The organism is Paraburkholderia sp. J41, from assembly GCF_905220235.1.
Taxonomy (GTDB): Bacteria; Pseudomonadota; Gammaproteobacteria; order Burkholderiales; family Burkholderiaceae; genus Paraburkholderia.
In genome coordinates this window covers 47,334-66,548 of the sequence record NZ_CAJMZE010000020.1, presented here as the reverse complement: position 1 = coordinate 66,548, position 19,215 = coordinate 47,334, and the positions used below count along the sequence as shown (strand labels likewise).

Genomic DNA, 19,215 nt, shown 5'->3' with positions numbered 1-19,215 from the left:
AGAGGAATGACAGCACCATGACATCGAACGACGAGGCGCCGGCCAGCACGCTGGAGCGCGGCGCGGGCGTGGCGGTGTGGCGCCAGATCGAGCAGATTCTCGCGGCCGAGATTGCCGCGAAGGGCTTTGGCGAAGACGGCCGCTTGCCGAGCGAAGGCGAACTCGCGCGCCGCTTCGACGTGAATCGCCATACCGTGCGGCGCGCGATGCTCGGTCTCGCGGCGCTCGGTCTCGTGAGCGTGGAGCAGGGGCGCGGCACGTTCGTGCAGCCCGGTGCGATCGACTATTCGATCGGCAAGCGCACGCGTTTCACGGAAAATCTCAAGCGTCATCAGCATTCGGCGGTCGGGAAGCTGCTTGCTTCGTCGCGCGTGAAGGCCGATCCCACGGTGGCCAAGGCGCTCGGCTTGCGCGCGGGCGCGCTGGTGTATCGGCTCGAAACGCTGCACGAATCCGAAGGCGTGCCGCTCACGTATGCGCGCAGTTACTATCCGGCCGCGCGTTTCGCCGACTTTCCCGCGGTGATGGAGCGCGTGGACAGCACCTCGAAGGCGCTGGCCGAATTCGGCGTGAGCGATTATCTGCGCAAGTGGAGCCGCATCGGCAGCGTGTTGCCCGAGGCGGAAGTGGCGCGGCGGCTCAACATCAATCGCCAGCAGCCGGTGCTGTGGGTCGAGAACGTCGACGTCGATCTCGAAGGCGTGCCGATCAAATACGGCATTACGTATTTCGCCGCCGACCGCGTGCAGTTGATGGTGGAGCACGACGTATGAGCGCGCCGCACGACTTCGGTCCCGCCGCGCGCTTCGCGCTTTACTACGCGCCGCCGCGCGAATCGGCGTGGTGGCGCGCGGGCAGCGCGTGGCTGGGCCGCGACGCCGAAAGCGGCGAAACGCTGTTGCAGCCCGCGATCGACGAGATCGACACCATCGACACTATCGGCGATGCCGGCGGTTCGCTGCACGCGCTCACGCGGTCGCCGCGCCGCTACGGCTGGCACGCGACGCTCGTGCCGCCGTTTCGCCTTGCCGCCGACGTCACGCCCGAGGCGCTGTTCGCCGCCGCGCAAGCGTGGGCGCAAGACCGCGCCGCGTTCGAGGCGAACGTGGAGGCGGCCATGCTCGGCCGTTTCGTTGCGCTGCGTCCCGCCGACCCGGCCAGCGAAACCGCGTTGCGCGATCTCGCCGCCGCCGCATTGCGGGCGCTCGGCTCGCTGCGTGCCGTGCAAACGGCGGCCGAAATCGCAAAGCGCCTCGAAGCGCCGCTCACGCCGCGTCAGCGCGCATATGTCGCCGAATGGGGCTATCCGTATGTGTTCGACGAATTCCGCTTCCACATGACACTTTCCGATTCGCTGGACTATCCCGCGCTCGGCGCGCATCTCGTGAACGCCTGGAACGCGAAGATGCGCGCTGCGGGTGCGCTGCCCGTTTGCGGCGCGGCGATCTTCGTCGAGCCCGAACCCGGCGCGCCGTTCGTGCTGTGGCAGCGCGTGCCGTTCGCGAAGGCGGCCGCATGAAGGGCGGTTTGATCTACGTGATGGGGCCGTCGGGCGCGGGCAAGGACACGCTGCTTCATTACGCGCGCGCGCGGCTCGCGGGCGAAGGCGTGGTGTTCGCGCATCGCTACATCACGCGCGAGGACGGTGGCGGCGAAAACCACATCTCGCTCTCCGACACCGAATTCGAGGCGCGCTCGCGACGCGGCCTGTTCGCGCTGCAATGGGGCAGCCACGCGCTGCGTTACGGCGTGGGCGTGGAGATCGACCAGTGGCTCGCGCTCGGTTGCACGGTGGTGGTGAACGGTTCGCGCGCGTATGCGGGCGAGGCGTGCGGGCGCTATCCGCAAACGACGCTCGTTCACGTGGAGGCCGCGCAGCATGTGCTGGCCGCGCGGCTCGCGTCGCGTGCGCGCGAAACGCCCGAGCAGGTCGCGGCGCGGCTCGCGCGGCGCGCGCCGTTCGAGGTGCCGCCGGGCGCGGCGATCGCGCGCATCGACAATTCGGGGCGGCTGGAAGTGGCGGGCGAGGCGTTCGTCGAGGTGGTGAGGCGCGTAGCGGCGGGCTGAAGCCGGCAATGCGCGGTGCGGGGGACCGGGCTCGAACCGGCAGGATGTTGCTTTTTTGACGCATGCCGCGCCGCGATAAGATGCCACTCACCCGCGATTCCCACCGAGATTGCCTTGGACCGCTTCCAGGAGATGCAGATTTTCACGCGCATCGTCGACCGGCGCAGCTTCACGCAAGCCGCCGAAGACCTGAACCTGCCGCGCGCGACGGTCACCAATTCCATCAAACGCCTCGAGGCTCGCCTGGGCGTGCGGCTGCTCGAACGCACGACGCGCCAGGTCAAGCCCACGCAGGACGGCGATCTCTACTACCAGCGCTGCACGCGCCTGCTCGCGGATCTCGAGGAAACCGAAGAAGCGTTCCGCGACCCCGATCCGCAAGGGCGCTTGCGCGTGAACATGCAAGGCACGCTCGCGCAGTATTTCGTGATGCCGCGGCTGCCCGAGTTCGCGGCGCGTTATCCGCGCATGGAGTTTTTCATCGGCTCGGGCGACCAGTTGGTCGATCTCGTGCGCGAAGGCGTGGATTGCGTGCTGCGCGCGGGCGAACTCGCCGATTCGTCGATGATCGCGCGGCGCGTCGCGCTGATCGAACAAGTCACTTGCGCGAGCCCCGCCTACCTCGAACGTCACGGCGATCCGGCGTCCATCGAGGCGCTCACGCAAACGCACGCGGGGAAGTTGGCGCACCAGGCCGTGAACTATCTCTCGCCTTCCACGGGCCGCGCGCATCCGCTCGAATTCGCGACGCCCGAGGGCGTGACGCGCGTCACGCTGCCCGGCACGGTGGCGGTGAACGGCGCGGATCTCTATACGGCGGGCGCCCTCGCGGGGCTCGGCATCGTGCAGGTGCCTCGCTACCGCGTGCGCGAGCAGCTTGCCAGCGGCGAGCTATGCGTCGTGCTGGGCGCGCATGCGCCGCCGCCGATGCCGGTTTCCGTGCTGTATCCGCAGAATCGCCAGCTTTCGCTGCGCGTGCGCACGTTCGCCGACTGGCTCGTGCAGGTGTTCGCCGACGTCAACTGAAGCGGACCGAAGCGCGCGGCGGCGGCGCGCTTCAGGTGCGGCGCGCGACCATGCTGGAAACGCGCTCCGCCGCTTGCTGAAGCGGTTCGAGGAAGGTTTTGACCATCTGTTTGGCCGAGGTGCGCTGGGCGTTGCCGCTGATGTTCATCGCGGCGATCACGCGGCCGTGGCGGTTGCGAATGGGCGCCGAAAGCGAAATGAGGCCGCCCTCCAGCTCCTGGTCGACGATGGCCCAGCCTTGCGCGCGCACCTGCGCAACAATCTTCTTCAACTCGCCGATGTCGGTGACGGTGCGCGGCGTGTGCGCGTAAAGCGGCGAGGAGCCGAGGGTTTCGTCGAGCGCGCCCTCGTCGAGCGAAGCCAGCAGCACGCGCCCCATGGAAGTGCAATAAGCGGGCAGGCGGCTGCCGATCGAAAGGTTGATCGTCATGATCTTGTGCGTGGGCACGCGCAGCACGTAGACGATCTCCGTGCGGTCGAGCACGGCCGCCGAGCAGCTTTCGTGCACTTGCTGCGACAGTTCCTCCATGACCGGCTCGGCGAGATTCCAGAACGGCATGGACGTGAGGTAGGCGAAGCCCAGGTCGAGAATGCGCGGCGTGAGGCGGAACAGGCGCCCGTCGGCCTCCACGTAGCCGAGCGTTTGCAGCGTGAGCAGAATGCGGCGCGCGCCCGCGCGCGTGAGACCGGTGGCGGCCGCCACGTCGGTGAGCGTCTGCTCGGGATGCTCGGCGTTGAATGCGCGGATCACCGAAAGCCCGCGCGCGAACGACTGCACGTAGGAGTCGCCCGGCTTTTCGGGGTTCTCCGGCGGTTCGGCGGAACGGTCGGTCGAGGCTCGGGAAGCAGAGGTCATGGGCTGGCTAGGTTTGCTGCGGCGCGGGAACAACCTGTCAAGATAACGCAAGCGCAAGCTTTCGCCAACACACGGCGCATGACGCGCGCGCATTTCCGGCCCCCGAAATCCGTCCCAACGCTGCCTGCGGCGAAAGCGCGCGGTTTATCGTTTGCTTCGTAATTTGTATGATAAAAATCAAAATTGCCTTTCGAAAAGCAATTGACATCTATTTAAGCGATAGGCAGTTCACTCGATTTTTAATCGACCGGATTTACGAGATAAAATCGAAGCCGCCGGGAAAAATTATCCTGGGCGCCGACGCATTTTTCATCCCGATGGCATGAACGCCGCGTTGCCCGGCTCGCCTCGCGCATCGGCAGCTGGCCGTCGCGCGCCGCCCAAAAAGGCTTTGGTGGGTCTGTAATAATTATGAAAGATAAACGCGGCGAACCGTCGCGTTCGCCTGAGCGAGTTCTTCGCGCGCGCTAAAACTTAGCAAAGATCAAATTTTAAGATTAATCCATTACGTAGAATCCGCTCTGAATACGATACGGGTGCATTTTGCGTGGCGATTTTGCGATGCAAATGTGGTGGTGTTTTGGTGGTCAACAGAAATCAGGCAAACATGGACAGAAAAGCCTTTAAAAGGTGGTTAATCCCCCTCGGCAGCGGGCTGCTCGTTTCTCTTGCGGGGTGCAGCGGCAACTTGGCCGTGCTCGACCCGAAGGGCAGCGTCGGCTTGGCCGAAAAATCGCTCATCGCCACGGCAACATGGGCCATGTTGCTGGTGGTGGTGCCCGTCATCATCCTCACGCTGGTGTTCGCGTATCGCTATCGCGCGTCCAACCGCAATGCCGTCTACGCGCCGAAGTGGGCGCACTCCACGGCGATCGAAGTGGTGGTGTGGGCCATTCCCGCCGTCATCATTCTCTTCCTCGCCATTCTCACGTACCGCACGAGCCACGAACTCGACCCGTACAAGCCGCTGGAATCGAGCGCGAAGCCCATCAACGTCGAAGTCGTCGCGCTCGACTGGAAGTGGCTGTTCATCTACCCGGACCTCGGCATTGCTTCGGTCAACCAGCTCGCGGTGCCGGTGGGCACGCCGGTGAACTTCCGCATCACGTCGGATTCGGTGATGAACTCGTTCTTCATTCCGCAACTGGGCACCCAGGTCTACGCGATGGCGGGCATGCAAACGCGCCTGCACCTGATCGCCGACGAAGCGGGTGACTACGCCGGCATTTCGTCGAACTTCAGCGGCCGCGGCTTCACCGACATGAAGTTCCGCACGCTCGCCACGAGCCAGCAGGATTTCGACGCGTGGGTGCAGAAGGTCAAGGCGTCGTCCACGCAACTGTCGATGGACCAGTACGCCTCGGTCGCCAAGCCGCAGGAGAAGGCGCCGGTGGAGTACTTCTCGGCGGTCGATCCGAAGCTCTTCAACAACATCATTGCGAAGTACAACAATGGCCACGTTACGGATTTCCGGGACGCTGCCTGCGGTACGAAGGGGTAACGCATGTTCGGCAAACTTACTTTAGAGGCGATCCCGTTCGATCAGCCGATCATCATGGGCGCGGCTGCGTTCATGGCGCTGATCGTTCTCGGCGTGCTCGGTCTCGTGACCGTGATGGGCAAGTGGAAATACCTGTGGTCCGAATGGATCACGAGCGTGGACCACAAGCGCATTGGCGTGATGTACATGATCGTGGCGGTGCTCATGCTCGTGCGCGGTTTCGCCGACGCCGTCATGATGCGCATCCAGCAGGCCATTGCGTTCGACGCGCCCGGCTATCTGCCGCCGCATCACTATGACCAGATCTTCACGGCGCACGGCGTCATCATGATCTTCTTCATGGCGATGGCGATCATGGTCGGCCTGTTCAACCTCGTCGTGCCCTTGCAGATCGGCGCGCGCGACGTGGCGTTCCCGTTCCTGAACTCGCTTTCGTTCTGGATGACGGCCATCAGCATGATCCTCATGAACCTGTCGCTCGTGATCGGCGAGTTCGCGCAGGTCGGCTGGCTCGCGTATCCGCCGCTCTCCGAATTGCAGTTCAGTCCGGGCGTGGGTGTCGATTACTACATCTGGGCGATCCAGCTTTCGGGTGTGGGCACCTTGATCACGGGCGTGAACTTCTTCGTCACGATCCTCAAGATGCGCGCGCCGGGCATGTCGCTCATGAAGATGCCGGTGTTCACGTGGACGGCGCTGTGCTCGAACGTGCTGATCATGGCCACGTTCCCGATCCTGACGGTGGCCGTGGCGCTGCTCGGCCTCGACCGCTATCTCGGCATGCACTTCTTCACGAACGAGCTGGGCGGCAACGCCATGCTGTATCTGAACCTGATCTGGGCGTGGGGCCACCCCGAGGTGTACATCCTCGTGCTGCCTGCGTTCGGCATCTATTCGGAAGTGATGGCCACGTTCTGCAAGAAGCCGCTGTTCGGTTACAAGACGATGGTCTACGCCTCGTGCGTGATCATGGTGCTCGCGTTCCTCGTGTGGGCGCACCACTTCTTCACGATGGGTTCGGGCGCCGACGTCAACGCGTTCTTCGGCATCGCCACGATGATCATCGCCATTCCTACCGGCGTGAAGATCTTCAACTGGCTGTTCACCATGTACCGCGGCCGCGTGCATTTCACGGCGCCGGTGCTCTGGACCATCGGTTTCATGGTCACGTTCTCGATCGGCGGCATGACCGGCGTGATGATGGCCATTCCGGGCGCCGACTTCGTGCTGCACAACTCGCTGTTCCTGGTCGCCCACTTCCACAACGCGATTATCGGCGGCGTGGTGTTCGGCTATCTCGCGGGCCTGCATTACTGGTTCCCGAAGGTGTTCGGCATCAAGCCCAGCGAAAAGCTCGGCAAGGCTTCGTTCTGGTGCTGGTTCGTCGGCTTCTACGTGGCGTTCGTGCCGCTCTACGTGCTGGGCTTCATGGGCGCAACCCGCCGCATGAACCACTACGACGTGGCCGAATGGCAGCCGTACTTCGTCGTCGCAGCGATCGGCGCGGCCATCATCGCGCTCGGCATCGTGTTCCAGGTCGTGCTGTGGGTCATGGCGTTCGTGAACCGCAACAAGGCGGAATGCCAGGACGTGACGGGCGACCCGTGGGACGGCCGCACGCTCGAATGGGCCACTTCGTCGCCGCCCGCCATCTATAACTTCGCGGTCATCCCGCAGGTGGAAGAGATCGACGCCTTCGCGCACATGAAGGAAACGGGCCGCGCGCCCGGCCTCGCGGCGAAATACACCGACATCCACATGCCGTCGAACACGGCGGCGGGCTTCCTCGTCGGCATGTTCAGCCTTGTGCTCGGCTTCGCAGGCATCTGGCACATCACATGGCTGGCCGTGCTCGGCTTCGTGGGCGCGGTGCTGACGATCATCATCCGCAGCTTCGGCAACAACGACGGCTATTACATTCCTGCCGCGAAGGTCCGCGAGATCGAGGAACAACGCTTCGGCGCCGCGGCTATCGTGGAACGGCGCGACGAAGTCGCCCTGGAGGCAAACTGATGTTACAGAAAACCCACGCGGCTACGCTTGCCGCACACGATCACGACGATCACCCGCCGTCGAACTCCGTGTTCGGCTTCTGGATCTACCTGATGACGGACTGCGTGCTGTTCGCGGCGCTGTTCGCCACGTTCGGCGTGCTGAGCCATCAGTTCGCGGGCGGCCCTTCGGGCAAGGATCTGTTCGACATTCCGGGCGTCGCGCTCGAAACGGCCATCCTGCTGCTCTCGAGCATCACGTATGGTTTCGCGATGCTCGGCGCGCATCAGCGCAAGAACGGCGTCGTGCTCGGCTGGCTGGCCGTCACGTTCGTGCTGGGCGCGCTGTTTCTCGTGTTCGAACTGCGCGAGTTCTCGCACCTGATCGCCGAAGGCGCGGGCCCGCAGCGCAGCGCGTTCCTCTCGTCGTTCTTCACGCTGGTCAGCACGCACGGTATCCACGTGTTCTTCGGCCTGCTGTGGATGCTCGTGCTGATGATTCAAGTCGTGCGCAAGCCGCAACTCGGCGAGCAGGAAATCCGCCGTCTCACGTGCCTGAGCCTCTTCTGGCACTTCCTGGACGTCGTGTGGATCTGCGTGTTTACTTTTGTCTATCTCGGGAGCGTGATCTAAATGGCGCATTCTCATTCGGAGGCTCACGGCAGTCTCGGCAGCTACATGGCGGGCTTCGTTCTTTCCGTGCTGCTCACGGCGGGTGCGTTCGGCGTGGTGCTTCACGGCTCGCTCGGCGAATCCACGGGCATGATCGTGCTGGCCGTTCTGGCGTTCGTGCAGGTGGTCGTCCACCTCGTGTTCTTCCTGCACCTCAATACGTCGAAGGGGCAGGGTTGGAACGTCGTGTCGCTCTCCTATACGGTGCTGGCGGCTGCGTTCCTGATTTTCGGTACGATCTGGGTCATGCACAATGTCAGCATGAACATGATGTCGCGCTGAGTATTTGAGGCGTAAGCGGGCGGATTGACCGCCCAGCGCCGAAGGCCGCACGGGCTCACGTCTGTGCGGCCTTTTTCTTTGTGCGCGGCCATGTTTTAGGGAACGGACGGCCGAGGTTCGGCGCGGGTTTGCGCGCCTCCCTCAAACTTGACACCCTTCCCGCACGACGCCTATCATGGGCGCAATCTGTTCGATTAACGATCATTAGTTCTTTAGGCGAACAAAAACCCATTCAAGGACACGCGCGAGCGAGGCTCTTTTCGGCGCGCTGTCCGTCATCTCAACCCATTCGCTGGGATCGCGAGGAGCGCCGGTGCTTCGGTCGCGGTCGAAAAGGAGACTTATATGACGGAAGCATTCATCTGCGACGCGATTCGCACGCCGATCGGCCGCTACGCGGGCTCGCTCGCGCAGGTTCGCGCGGATGACCTTGGCGCCGTGCCGCTCAAGGCGCTCATGGAGCGCAACAAGGAAGTGGACTGGACGGCCATCGACGACGTCATCTACGGCTGCGCGAACCAGGCTGGCGAGGACAACCGCAACGTGGCGCGCATGTCGTCGCTGCTCGCGGGGCTGCCGCAAGGCGTGCCCGGCTCGACCGTCAACCGCCTGTGCGGCTCGGGCATGGACGCCGTGGGCATTGCCGCGCGTGCGCTCAAGTCGGGCGAAACCGGGCTGATGATCGCGGGCGGCGTGGAGAGCATGAGCCGCGCGCCGTTCGTCATGGGCAAGTCGGCGAGCGCTTTCGCACGCGACGCCGCGATTTACGACACGACCATTGGCTGGCGCTTCGTCAATCCGCTGATGAAGCAGCAATATGGCGTGGATTCGATGCCGGAAACGGCGGAGAACGTGGCCGTCGATTACAACGTGAGCCGCGCCGATCAGGACGCGTTCGCGATGCGCAGCCAGCAGAAGGCGTCGCGCGCGCAAGCCGACGGCACACTCGCGCAGGAAATCGTCGCGGTGACGATCGCGCAGAAGAAGGGCGACCCGCTCGTGGTGTCGCGCGACGAACACCCGCGCGAAACCAGCCTCGAAGCGCTGGCGAAGCTCAAGGGCGTCGTGCGCGCCGACGGCTCGGTAACGGCGGGCAATGCCTCGGGCGTGAACGACGGCGCATGCGCGCTGCTGCTCGCGAACGAAGAGAGCGCGAAGCGCTTCGGCCTCACGCCGCGCGCGCGCATCATCGGCATGGCGACTGCGGGCGTTGCGCCGCGCGTGATGGGTATCGGCCCGGCACCCGCAACGCAAAAGCTGCTCGCGCGTCTGAACATGACGATCGATCAGTTCGACGTGATCGAGCTGAACGAGGCGTTTGCTTCGCAAGGTCTCGCAGTGCTGCGCATGCTGGGTATCGCCGACGACGACGCGCGTGTGAACCCGAATGGCGGCGCGATTGCGTTGGGGCATCCGTTGGGCATGAGCGGCGCGCGCCTGGTGACAACGGCCATGTACCAGTTGCATCGCACGAAGGGCCGCTTCGCGCTGTGTACGATGTGCATTGGCGTGGGGCAGGGAATTGCCATGGCGATCGAGCGGGTTTGATCGCCGGTTGGTAGTATGTCGATGGGAAAGCCGCGGACCTTCGGGTTCGCGGCTTTTTGCTTTTGCGGACCATCGTTGCATCGACCGAAAAAATCCGGCGGATCGTTGCAGATTCAGTTAGCACACCGTAAAAACATAAAAAATCGGCAACACCTAAAATCAAACGGCGCAGATAAAGAAGCGCCCTACGCCCAGGAGAACCGTAAATGAGAATAGCCCCCATTCTGGCAACCGCAATCACGCTGAGCGCACTTGTCACCTTTCCCGCGCTCGCGCAAACCGATCCATCCGCATCGGAACCGCAAGGCCAATCCGATCTTTCGAGCGCCGCCCAGGCGGTGATCGCGAACGTGCCGCCTATTCACGTTCAGGCGAAAATCGTCGGCATTGACCGCGCCTCGCGCATCGTCACCTTGCGCGGCCCGCGCAGCAACGATCTCGACATCGCGCTCAGCCGGCAAGTCGGCAATTTCGATCAACTCAACGTTGGAGACACCGTCGACGTGCTCTATAAGAATGCGCTGCTCGTCACCGCCGAAAAAGTCACCGGCAAGGACAAGGGCATTCGCAAGCGCGTCGATACCAACGTCTATGTTCCGGCGTCGTCGGGCTACGATGCCGCGCGTCAGGTCGAAGTGCAGGCCACCGTGCTGCGCATCAACGCGAAGAAGCGCGAAGTCACGTTGCGCGGCGCGTATCAAACCGTCACGGTCGACGCCACGCCCGACGTCGATCTCAAGACGCTCAAGGTCGGCGATACGATCCACGCCGTTTTCATTTCGGCTTACGCAACGCAAGTCACGCCGGTCGGCGCCGCGCAATAAGCAAAAAAAAACGCGCCGCGAACGCACGCGGCGCGTCAATCTCCCAGACCGAAAAGCGCTTTACAACCCCATGCAGAGATACTTGATCACGACATAATCGTCGATGCCGTAATGCGAGCCTTCGCGGCCGAGGCCCGACTGCTTCACGCCGCCGAATGGCGCGACTTCGTTCGAGATCAAGCCCGTATTGATGCCGACCATGCCGTATTCGAGCGCTTCCGCCACGCGCCATACGCGGCCGATGTCGCGGCTGTAGAAGTAGGCGGCAAGACCGAACTCGGTATCGTTAGCCATCCTGATGACTTCGTCATCCGAAGAAAAGCGGAACAGCGGCGCAAGCGGGCCGAAGGTCTCGTCGCGCGCGACCTTCATCGCGGGCGTCACGTTGGTGAGAATCGTCGGCTCGAAAAAGCCGTGGCCGAGCGCGTGGCGCTTGCCGCCGGTGATGACTTGCGCGCCCTTCGCGAGCGCGTCTTCGATATGCGATTCCACCTTGAGCACGGCCGCTTCGTTGATGAGCGGACCTTGCGTCACGCCTGCTTCGGTGCCAAAGCCGACCTTCAGCTTTTCGACGGCCTCGCGCAGTTTCGCGGCGAACGCGTCATACACGGCGTCGTGTACATAGAAGCGGTTCGTACACACGCACGTCTGGCCGCTATTGCGATACTTCGAGGCGATCGCGCCCGCCACGGCCGCGTCGAGGTCGGCGTCGTCGAACACGATGAACGGCGCATTGCCGCCCAGTTCCAGCGAGACTTTCTTGACCGTCGAGGCGCACTGGCTCATCAGCAAACGGCCCACCGGCGTCGATCCCGTGAACGAAAGCTTGCGCACGGTCGGGTTGGACGTCAGTTCGCCGCCGATCGCCTTCGGGTCGCCCGTCACCACGCTGAACACGCCGCGCGGCACGCCCGCGCGCTCGGCCAGCACGGCGAGCGCGAGCGCCGAAAACGGCGTGGCTTCGGCGGGCTTGAGCACGATCGGGCAGCCTGCTGCGAGCGCGGGGCCCACCTTGCGCGTGATCATCGCAGCGGGAAAATTCCACGGCGTGATGGCGGCGCACACGCCCACGGCTTCCTTCGTCACCACAATGCGCTTGTCGCCGGCGGGCGTCGGGATGGTGTCGCCGTACACGCGCTTGCCTTCTTCGGCGAACCATTCGAGGAACGACGCCGCGTAGCCGATCTCGCCCTTCGCCTCGGCGAGCGGCTTGCCCTGCTCGGTCGTGAGAATGAGCGCGAGATCGTCGGCGTTTTCCATCATCAGGTCGTGCCACTTGCGCAAAATGACGCTGCGCTCCTTGGCCGTTTTCGCGCGCCATGCGGGCCACGCGGCGTTCGCGGCGGCAATCGCGCGGCGCGTTTCGGCGGCGCCCATGCGCGGCACGGTGCCGATCAGCGCGCCGGTGGCGGGATTTTTCACGTCGAAGGTGGCGCCGTCTTCCGCGCCTTGCCATTCGCCGTCGATAAAGGCGCTGTTTTGCAGCAGCGATGCGTCCTTGAGATTCATGCTTGTGCTCCGACTGGCTTGAATAGTTTTCGAAATAAAAAACGGCACAGCGGCAAGCGCCGGTGTGCCGTTTCGCGGACGTTGCGCGCGCTTACGCGGGCACGCCCACGGCTTCCTTGACCGACTCTTCGAGAATCGCGAGCGCTTCGTCGAACACGTTGTCCTGGATCGTGAGCGGGAACAGGAAGCGCACGACGTTCGAGTACACGCCGCACACGAGCAGCAGCAGGCCGCGGTTGAGCGCGGCGGTTTGCACGCGCTTCGTGAAGTCGGCGTCGGCTTCGCTCGTGCCCGGCTTGCAGAATTCCACGGCGTTCATCGCGCCCGGCCCGCGAATATCGGCGATCTGCGGCACTTCGGCCTTGAGCGATTCGAGTCTGGCCTTGAGCTTGTCGCCGAGCTTGGTGGCGCGCTCGCAGAGCTTTTCTTCGTCGATGATGTCGAGCACCGCATGCGCCGATGCCACGGCGAGCGGGTTGCCCGCATACGTGCCGCCGAGGCCGCCGGGCGCCGCCGCGTCCATCGTTTCCGCGCGGCCCACGACGCCCGACAGCGGCATGCCGCCCGCGAGGCTCTTGGCGATCGTCATGAGATCGGGCGCGACGTCGTAGTGTTCCATCGCGAACAGCTTGCCGGTGCGCGCGAAGCCGGTTTGCACTTCGTCGGCGATCAGCAGAATGCCGTGCGTGTCGCAAATCTTGCGCAGCGCGCGCACGAAGTCCGCCGGCGCCTGATAGAAACCGCCTTCGCCCTGAACCGGTTCGAAGATGATCGCGGCCACGCGCTTCGGGTCGATGTCGGCCTTGAACAGCATTTCGATGTGCTTGAGCGAATCCGCGGTGCTGATGCCGTGTACCGGATTCGGATACGGCGCGTGGTAGACGTCGGCCGGGAACGGGCCGAACGCGAGCTTGTACGGCGCGACCTTGCCGGTGAGCGCCATGCCCATCATCGTGCGGCCGTGAAAGCCGCCCGCGAACGCGATCACGCCCGCGCGGCCGGTGGCGGCGCGCGCGATTTTCACGGCGTTTTCGACGGCTTCGGCGCCCGTCGTGAAGAACGCGGCTTTCTTCGCAAAGCTGCCCGGTGCGCGCTTGACGATTTTTTCGGCGAGCGAGACGTACGACTCGTACGGCACGATCTGGTAAGCGGTGTGCGTGAAGCGGTCGAGTTGCGCCTTGATCGCGGCCACGATCTTGGGGTGACGATGGCCCGTGTTGCAAACGGCGATACCGGCTGCAAAGTCGATGAAGCGGCGGCCTTCGACGTCCCACAACTCCGCGTTTTCGGCGCGCTCGGCGTAGAAGTCGCACATCACGCCCACGCCGCGCGGCGTGATGGCGTTCTTGCGGCTTTGCAGATCGGCGTTGTTCGACACGTTCATCTCCTTGAGGGTCATATGCGGATGGTCGGCGGACCGGCATGCGGTCCATGTCGCGACTATACTCACGTTTGGCTCTAAATTTCAGAGCCATTCGTTGCAATCTTTAGGAGCCAATTTCGATGCGTGCGAGCGTGCTTTCCGACTGGCTGGCCCAGCGGCTCGACCGTGGCAGCGGGCAACCGGTCTATCGGCAACTGCATCGGCTGCTGCAACAGGCGATTCTTTCCCGCGAATTGCCGGCGGGAACGCGCGTGCCGTCCTCGCGGTTGCTGGCGGCGGAATTGGGCATTGCGCGCAACACGGTCACGCAGGTGTACGAGCAACTCGTGCTGGAAGGCTATGTGACGTCGGCGACGGGGCGCGGCACCTATGTCGCCGATACCTCGCCGGACGAGATCGTGGGCGCGGCGGATTCGGCACCGGGGCATTCGGCACCCAACGGGGCGAAACCGCGTAAAGGATTAGAAGCGCAACTAACTGCCGATTCGGGCCGGCGCGCCGGAATCATGGGCGTGGAGGCAGGCGCCAGCCCGGTCGCAAGCGACGATGCGTCAGGCACCACCGTTACACCGCGCGCGCTGTCCGCTCGCGGCACGCGGCTGGTGTCGGGCGCGGGCGTGTCGAAGCGCCAGGGCGGCGCGTTCATGCCCGGCGTGCCCGACGTCTCGCGCTTTCCCGCGCGCGTCTGGACGCGTCTGCACAACAAATACTGGCGCAGCCTGCGCCCCGACTTGCTGACCTACGCGCCGGGCGGCGGGCTTTCGCTGCTGCGCCACGTTCTCGCCGACTATCTGCGCACGTCGCGCTCGGTGCGATGCGCGCCGGAGCAGATCATCATCACGACCGGCATTCACCAATCCGTCGATCTCGCGGTGCGCCTGCTCTCCGATTCCGGCGACACCATCTGGACCGAAGACCCGTGCTACTGGGGCGTGCGCAGCGTACTGCATGTTTCGGGGCTCAACACGCGGCCCATCGCCGTGGACAGCGAAGGCCTCAACCCTTGCGCCGCCGATTTCGCCGCGCCGCCGCCCAGACTCATGCTCGTGACGCCTTCGCATCAATATCCGCTCGGCATGGTGATGAGTCTCGCGCGCCGCCGCATGTTGCTCGAATACGCGCGCCAGCATCAGTGCTGGATCATCGAGGACGACTACGACAGCGAGTTCCGTTACGGCAGCCGGCCGCTCGCTTCGCTGCAAGGGCTCGATACGGCGGGGCAGGTGATTTACGTGGGCAGTTTCGGCAAGACGCTGTTTCCGGGCTTGCGCGTGGGTTATCTCGTTGCGCCGGAAGCGCTCGCGGAAAGCTTCGCGACCGCCAGCGCCGAGCTTTATCGCGAAGGGCAATTGCTGCAACAAGCCGTGCTTGCGGAATTCATCGCCGAAGGGCATTTCACTTCGCATATCCGCAAGATGCGCGCGTTGTACGGCCAGCGGCGTCAGGCGTTGTTCGACGCGGCCGCGCGCCGGTACGGCGACGCCTTGCCCGCTTTGGGCGGCGATGCCGGCCTGCATGTGGTGATGCAATTACCCGAGGGCGCCGACGACCGCGCCGTGGCCGAAGCGGCGCTTGCACGCAATATCGTGGTGCGGCCGCTTTCGGGTTATTACGCTTCGCGCGAGCGCGCGGCCTCGGGTTTGCTGATCGGCTATGCATGCGTGCCCGACGATGAAATCGCGCCGGCGTTCGACGCGCTCGCCGACGCCATCGACGCGACCGTGCCTGAACTTGCTTAGGTTAGCTAACGATATTAAAGGCGAATCAGCACCGCGCCGCATGTCACGAGCGCGCACGCGATCATGCGGCGCGCCGTGAGTTTTTCGTGCATGAACAGCCAGCCGATCAGCACCGCGAAGATCGAGGAGAGTTCGCGCAACGCGGAAACCATCGCGATCGGCAAATAGCGGAACGCCTCGATCACGAGGCAATAAGCGCTCAATGCGAGCAACCCGGCGACCATGCCGCGCGCCGCGTTGGCCTTCCGCGCGAACATCGTCGCCACGCCGCCGCGCAGTGTGCAAACCAGGACGAATTGCGGCACGTTCCAGAGCAGATACACCCACATGATGTAGCCGAGCGCGTTGCCCGCGAGGCGCGCACCAAGCCCGTCGATCACGGAATACACGGCGATGAGCAGACCCGTGAGCAGCGCATACGGCACGCTTTCGCCCGAAAAGCGCATGCCGCGCCGGAACGCCAGCGACATGATGCCGACTGAAACGAGCGCGACGCCCGTCGCCGCGAGCGCATGCAACGCCTCATGCGCGAACACGAGCGCGCCCGCGAACACGAGCAGCGGCGAAAGTCCGCGCGCGATGGGATAGATTTGCCCGAAATCGCCGCTGCGATAAGCGCGAATCAGCGTGAAGCAATACGCGAATTCGAGTGCCGCCGAAGCCGCGATATACGGCCAGCTCGCCTGCGCGGGCAAGGGCAGCACGCACACGCCGATCGCGCTCACGACGATATACGGAATCGAGAACATGCCGAGCAGCCAGAGGCGGTCGCCCGAAAGATGCAGAAAGGCGTTCCAGCTCGCGTGCATGAGCGCCGAAAGCAGGACCAGCGAAACGACGAAGCTTGCCATCGGGATTGCTGACGTTCGGGATGGAAAGCGTTCGATTATTCCAGCGAATGCGTGGCGAAGCGATGATTTTCGCGCGAGCCGGACGATTGTTTTTCGACCCGCCCGCGCGAAACGAAGGCAAGCTAGATGACGCGCGCGCGCAGCCGCGCGGAGATGAGGTCGATGGCCGTGACCACGGCGATCACCATGATCAGCACCGCACTGGTCTGCTGATAATCGAACGAGCGAATCTCTTCGTAGAGCACCACGCCAATGCCGCCCGCGCCCACCATGCCCACGACCATCGCGGAACGCACGTTCGACTCGAAGCGATAAAGCGCATACGAGATCCACAGCGGCATGACTTGCGGCAGCACGCCGTAAATGATTTCGTCGAGCGGCGAAGCGCCGGTCGCGCGCACGCCTTCCACGGGACGCGGATCGATCGCTTCCACGGCCTCCGCGAAGAGTTTCGCGAGCACGCCCGTCGTGTGGACCCAGAGCGCGAGCACGCCCGCGAACGGCCCGAGCCCCACGGCGACGATGAACAGCATCGCGAACACCATTTCGTTGATGGCGCGGCACGTATCCATCAAGCGCCGCACAGGATGCAGCACCCAGGCGGGCGCGAGATTGTGCGCCGACATCAAGCCGAACGGCACCGCGCAGACGATGGCGAGCGCCGTTCCCCAAAGCGCGACCGCGAGCGTCACCCACATTTCGTGCACGTAGGTGCGCCACTCGGTGAAGTCGGGCGGAAAGAAGCCGCGCGCGAAGGTGCCCATGTTCGCCGAATCGGAGAACAGATCGAGCGGCCGCATGTCCGCGCCTTGCCACGCAACGCCGAGCAGCACGAACACGATCGCCCACAGCGCGAGCGACGACCAGCTACGCTTGCTCGCAACGGACGCGGCCTTCGACGCCGCGGCGGGCGCGGCAGCCGCGACGGACGAAGGCGGCCCCGAGCCTTCGTGCGCCGCGACGCGCGTGCTGTCGAGATTCACCGCGTCCATTACGGCTTCGCTGCGGCGAGCGCGCCGATCTTGGCGTCGATGGCCGCGATCTGGCTCTTGCGGTCGTCGTCGGAGAGATGCGTGTCCGCGGCGATCTTTTCTTTTTGCTGGAACAGCGCGACCTGGCGAATCGGCAGCAACTGCGCGTCGCTGGAGGGCGCGAAGCCCGCATAGCCCGTGATATTCGCCATCACCGCCTTTTCCTTCGGATCGGTTTTGGCATAGTGCGTGAAGAAGTCGCGCAGCTTCTGCTTCGTCGCTTCGGGCAAGTCCTTGCGCCACACGAGCGGATCGGACGCAATGAGCGGCGACGTCCACAGCACGCGCACTTGCGCGAACTTGTCCGGATGTTTCTGTTGCAGCGTGGCAAGCTCGATGGTGTTGTTCGTGGCGATATCGACCTTGTTGTTGACCACGGCCAGCAGATTCGCTTCATGGCTCGAAGGCAGCACGGTCTTGAACGTCGACGCGTTCACCGTCACGCCGCGTTGCGCGAACAGGTAGTAGCCGGGAATCAGCGTGCCCGAGGTCGAGTTCGGGTCGCCCCAGCCCAGCGTCAGATCCTTAGGATTCTTGAATACGTCGTCGAGCGTTTTCACGCGGCTGTTGACGTTGGTGATGAGCACCGACTTGTAGCCGGAGTCGCCGTTTGCGTAGAGCACCTTCGCGAACACTTCGCCGTTCGAGCGGTCCACGGCTTCCATGGCCGAGGCATTGCCGAAGTAGCCGATCTGCACCTTGTTGAAGCGCATGGCTTCGATGATGCCGGCGTAGTCGGTCGCGAAGAACGCTTTCACGCTCAGGCCGGTTTGACGGTTCATGTCGTCGATGAACGGTTGCCAGCGTTGCTTGAGCACCGCGGAGGAGTCCGTCGAAATAATGCCGAAATTGATGTCTTCCGCGTGGGCGGCCGTCGTGCCGAGCGCAGCGAACGCGACGGTGCCGGCGGCGCACCAGGCGAGCATGGAACGAAGCAGTTTCATGTGAGGCGGTCCGTGGTGAGGGAAACGTTAGTAGTCCGGAATCAATCAGGCCGCGCGCGGCTGTGCGCCGAAGCGCTGTGCCGATGCGGCCCTGGCGTTCGGTTCGAGCAATTCGCGCGCGGCCGTGCCGTAAAGCTGTTGCAGCAGCGCGGGCGTGAGCGCGGAAGAAGCGCCGTCGTACACCACGCGCCCGTCGCGCAACGCGACCGTGCGCGGGCAATATTGCATGGCGATATCCACTTGATGCAGCGAAACGAGCACGGTGAGGCCGTGCTCGCGATTGAGCATTTGCAGCATGTCCATCACGCGGCGCGACGACTCGGGGTCGAGCGAAGCGATCGGTTCGTCGGCGAGGATCAGGCGCGCACGCTGCACGAGCGCGCGGGCAAGCGCCGCGCGTTGCTGCTGTCCGCCTGAAAGATTGGCCGCGCGCTGCGCCGCCTTGTGCGCGATACCCACCTCGCCCAGCGCCGCAAGGGCAAGTTCGCGTTCGGCGCGCGTGAAGCGGCCCGTCAAACGGCGCCACAACGGCATGCGCGAAAGCGCGCCGATCAGCACGTTGGTTTCCACCGTGAGCCGGTGTACCAGATTGAACTGCTGGAACACGAAGCCGATGTCGCGGCGAATGCGGCGCACTTCGCGCACCACGCGGCCGTCCTGCTGGATCGGGCGGCCGAGGATGTCGATGCGCGACGGTTGCGGGTCGGAAGCCGTGAAGCCCGCGATGTGGCGCAACAGCGTCGATTTTCCCGAGCCCGATGCGCCGATCAGCGCAACCATCTCGCCCGCGCCCACGCGCAGGTCGATTTCATCGAGCGCCTTGCGGCCCCCGTCGAAACTTTTCGAGAGCCGCTCGATGCGAATGGCGTCCATGGCAGCGTTCATAACAATCCGTCGCGTTGAAGTCGAAGCCATTCTAGGAAGCGACTGTGACGGTTGAGTGAAGGTGTCGCGACGTCTAGACGACTACACGTTTGAAATGGCTGTGAG

At 64.1% G+C, this 19,215-nt stretch carries 18 protein-coding genes; 11 read left to right on the top strand and 7 right to left on the bottom strand.

Features of this window, described 5'->3' with window-relative positions; translation table 11 throughout:
* The first annotated feature begins 17 nt into the window (after positions 1-17).
* The 4 genes from phnF to U5805_RS20720 all read left to right on the top strand — a co-directional run bounded on the left by phnF (position 18) and on the right by U5805_RS20720 (position 3,093).
* Positions 18-773: a phosphonate metabolism transcriptional regulator PhnF gene (gene phnF / locus U5805_RS20735; protein ID WP_322105371.1), complete on the top strand. Its 756-nt coding sequence runs from the start codon at positions 18-20 to the stop codon at positions 771-773.
* Entirely contained in the window at positions 770-1,519 is a 750-nt protein-coding gene (locus U5805_RS20730) for a DUF1045 domain-containing protein (protein ID WP_322105370.1), read from the top strand. The genes phnF and U5805_RS20730 overlap by 4 nt, the downstream gene beginning before the upstream one ends.
* The gene (phnN, locus tag U5805_RS20725; protein ID WP_322105369.1) at positions 1,516-2,067 is read left to right on the top strand and encodes a phosphonate metabolism protein/1,5-bisphosphokinase (PRPP-forming) PhnN; all 552 of its coding nucleotides are present in this window, start codon (positions 1,516-1,518) and stop codon (positions 2,065-2,067) included. Before U5805_RS20730 ends, phnN begins: the two co-directional genes overlap by 4 nt.
* 114 nt (positions 2,068-2,181) lie before the next feature.
* Entirely contained in the window at positions 2,182-3,093 is a 912-nt protein-coding gene (locus tag U5805_RS20720; protein ID WP_322105368.1) for a LysR family transcriptional regulator, read from the top strand.
* A 31-nt stretch (positions 3,094-3,124) separates the two neighbouring features.
* Here the strand turns inward: U5805_RS20720 and U5805_RS20715 are convergent, their stop codons facing one another.
* A complete protein-coding gene (locus tag U5805_RS20715) occupies positions 3,125-3,949 on the bottom strand; it encodes an IclR family transcriptional regulator (RefSeq protein ID WP_322105367.1) in 825 nt (274 codons plus the stop codon).
* A 607-nt stretch (positions 3,950-4,556) separates the two neighbouring features.
* On the opposite strand from U5805_RS20715, the gene cyoA reads away from it, so the two are divergent.
* From cyoA to U5805_RS20685, 6 genes are all read left to right on the top strand, one after another.
* On the top strand, positions 4,557-5,450 hold the full coding sequence (gene cyoA, locus U5805_RS20710) for a ubiquinol oxidase subunit II (protein WP_322105366.1): 894 nt from the start codon (positions 4,557-4,559) through the stop codon (positions 5,448-5,450).
* A gap of 3 nt (positions 5,451-5,453) precedes the next feature.
* On the top strand, positions 5,454-7,463 hold the full coding sequence (gene cyoB / locus U5805_RS20705) for a cytochrome o ubiquinol oxidase subunit I (RefSeq protein ID WP_322105365.1): 2,010 nt from the start codon (positions 5,454-5,456) through the stop codon (positions 7,461-7,463).
* Positions 7,463-8,074 (top strand): cytochrome o ubiquinol oxidase subunit III, encoded by a 612-nt coding sequence (cyoC, locus tag U5805_RS20700; protein ID WP_322105364.1) that lies wholly within the window; start codon positions 7,463-7,465, stop codon positions 8,072-8,074. The genes cyoB and cyoC overlap by 1 nt, the downstream gene beginning before the upstream one ends.
* Entirely contained in the window at positions 8,075-8,395 is a 321-nt protein-coding gene (gene cyoD, locus U5805_RS20695; RefSeq protein ID WP_322105363.1) for a cytochrome o ubiquinol oxidase subunit IV, read from the top strand.
* Positions 8,396-8,740: 345 nt separating this feature from the next.
* The gene (pcaF, locus tag U5805_RS20690) at positions 8,741-9,943 is read left to right on the top strand and encodes a 3-oxoadipyl-CoA thiolase (protein ID WP_322105362.1); all 1,203 of its coding nucleotides are present in this window, start codon (positions 8,741-8,743) and stop codon (positions 9,941-9,943) included.
* A 206-nt stretch (positions 9,944-10,149) separates the two neighbouring features.
* On the top strand, positions 10,150-10,767 hold the full coding sequence (locus U5805_RS20685) for a hypothetical protein (RefSeq protein WP_322105361.1): 618 nt from the start codon (positions 10,150-10,152) through the stop codon (positions 10,765-10,767).
* 60 nt (positions 10,768-10,827) lie between these two features.
* On the opposite strand, the gene gabD is transcribed toward U5805_RS20685, so the two are convergent.
* Positions 10,828-12,276, bottom strand: a complete 1,449-nt coding sequence (gene gabD / locus U5805_RS20680; RefSeq protein WP_322105360.1) for an NADP-dependent succinate-semialdehyde dehydrogenase — start codon at positions 12,274-12,276, stop codon at positions 10,828-10,830.
* Positions 12,277-12,367: 91 nt separating this feature from the next.
* Positions 12,368-13,660, bottom strand: coding sequence for a 4-aminobutyrate--2-oxoglutarate transaminase (locus U5805_RS20675; protein ID WP_415914639.1), 1,293 nt, complete (start codon positions 13,658-13,660; stop codon positions 12,368-12,370).
* Between the two features lie 119 nt (positions 13,661-13,779).
* Between U5805_RS20675 and U5805_RS20670 the strand changes: the two genes are divergently transcribed.
* Positions 13,780-15,399 (top strand): PLP-dependent aminotransferase family protein, encoded by a 1,620-nt coding sequence (locus U5805_RS20670; RefSeq protein WP_322105358.1) that lies wholly within the window; start codon positions 13,780-13,782, stop codon positions 15,397-15,399.
* Positions 15,400-15,413: 14 nt separating this feature from the next.
* Here U5805_RS20670 and U5805_RS20665 read toward each other — a convergent pair whose 3' ends face one another.
* From U5805_RS20665 to phnC, 4 genes are all read right to left on the bottom strand, one after another.
* On the bottom strand, positions 15,414-16,250 hold the full coding sequence (locus tag U5805_RS20665) for an EamA family transporter (RefSeq protein WP_322105357.1): 837 nt from the start codon (positions 16,248-16,250) through the stop codon (positions 15,414-15,416).
* Between the two features lie 122 nt (positions 16,251-16,372).
* The gene (phnE, locus tag U5805_RS20660) at positions 16,373-17,242 is read right to left on the bottom strand and encodes a phosphonate ABC transporter, permease protein PhnE (RefSeq protein WP_322105356.1); all 870 of its coding nucleotides are present in this window, start codon (positions 17,240-17,242) and stop codon (positions 16,373-16,375) included.
* Positions 17,242-18,225: a phosphonate ABC transporter substrate-binding protein gene (gene phnD, locus U5805_RS20655; RefSeq protein WP_322105355.1), complete on the bottom strand. Its 984-nt coding sequence runs from the start codon at positions 18,223-18,225 to the stop codon at positions 17,242-17,244. The genes phnE and phnD overlap by 1 nt, the downstream gene beginning before the upstream one ends.
* A gap of 45 nt (positions 18,226-18,270) precedes the next feature.
* Positions 18,271-19,110 (bottom strand): phosphonate ABC transporter ATP-binding protein, encoded by an 840-nt coding sequence (gene phnC, locus U5805_RS20650; protein ID WP_322105354.1) that lies wholly within the window; start codon positions 19,108-19,110, stop codon positions 18,271-18,273.
* Positions 19,111-19,215 lie beyond the last annotated feature (105 nt).

Coding starts and splice junctions, on each gene's coding strand:
- phnF (WP_322105371.1), top strand. CDS start 18: ATGACATCGAACGACGAGGCGCCGGCCAGCACGCTGGAGCGCGGCGCG.
- U5805_RS20715 (WP_322105367.1), bottom strand. CDS start 3,949: ATGACCTCTGCTTCCCGAGCCTCGACCGACCGTTCCGCCGAACCGCCG.
- U5805_RS20730 (WP_322105370.1), top strand. CDS start 770: ATGAGCGCGCCGCACGACTTCGGTCCCGCCGCGCGCTTCGCGCTTTAC.
- cyoD (WP_322105363.1), top strand. CDS start 8,075: ATGGCGCATTCTCATTCGGAGGCTCACGGCAGTCTCGGCAGCTACATG.
- U5805_RS20670 (WP_322105358.1), top strand. CDS start 13,780: ATGCGTGCGAGCGTGCTTTCCGACTGGCTGGCCCAGCGGCTCGACCGT.
- cyoC (WP_322105364.1), top strand. CDS start 7,463: ATGTTACAGAAAACCCACGCGGCTACGCTTGCCGCACACGATCACGAC.
- cyoA (WP_322105366.1), top strand. CDS start 4,557: ATGGACAGAAAAGCCTTTAAAAGGTGGTTAATCCCCCTCGGCAGCGGG.
- U5805_RS20685 (WP_322105361.1), top strand. CDS start 10,150: ATGAGAATAGCCCCCATTCTGGCAACCGCAATCACGCTGAGCGCACTT.
- U5805_RS20665 (WP_322105357.1), bottom strand. CDS start 16,250: ATGGCAAGCTTCGTCGTTTCGCTGGTCCTGCTTTCGGCGCTCATGCAC.
- U5805_RS20675 (WP_415914639.1), bottom strand. CDS start 13,660: ATGAACGTGTCGAACAACGCCGATCTGCAAAGCCGCAAGAACGCCATC.
- cyoB (WP_322105365.1), top strand. CDS start 5,454: ATGTTCGGCAAACTTACTTTAGAGGCGATCCCGTTCGATCAGCCGATC.
- pcaF (WP_322105362.1), top strand. CDS start 8,741: ATGACGGAAGCATTCATCTGCGACGCGATTCGCACGCCGATCGGCCGC.
- phnN (WP_322105369.1), top strand. CDS start 1,516: ATGAAGGGCGGTTTGATCTACGTGATGGGGCCGTCGGGCGCGGGCAAG.
- phnC (WP_322105354.1), bottom strand. CDS start 19,110: ATGAACGCTGCCATGGACGCCATTCGCATCGAGCGGCTCTCGAAAAGT.
- phnD (WP_322105355.1), bottom strand. CDS start 18,225: ATGAAACTGCTTCGTTCCATGCTCGCCTGGTGCGCCGCCGGCACCGTC.
- gabD (WP_322105360.1), bottom strand. CDS start 12,276: ATGAATCTCAAGGACGCATCGCTGCTGCAAAACAGCGCCTTTATCGAC.
- phnE (WP_322105356.1), bottom strand. CDS start 17,242: ATGGACGCGGTGAATCTCGACAGCACGCGCGTCGCGGCGCACGAAGGC.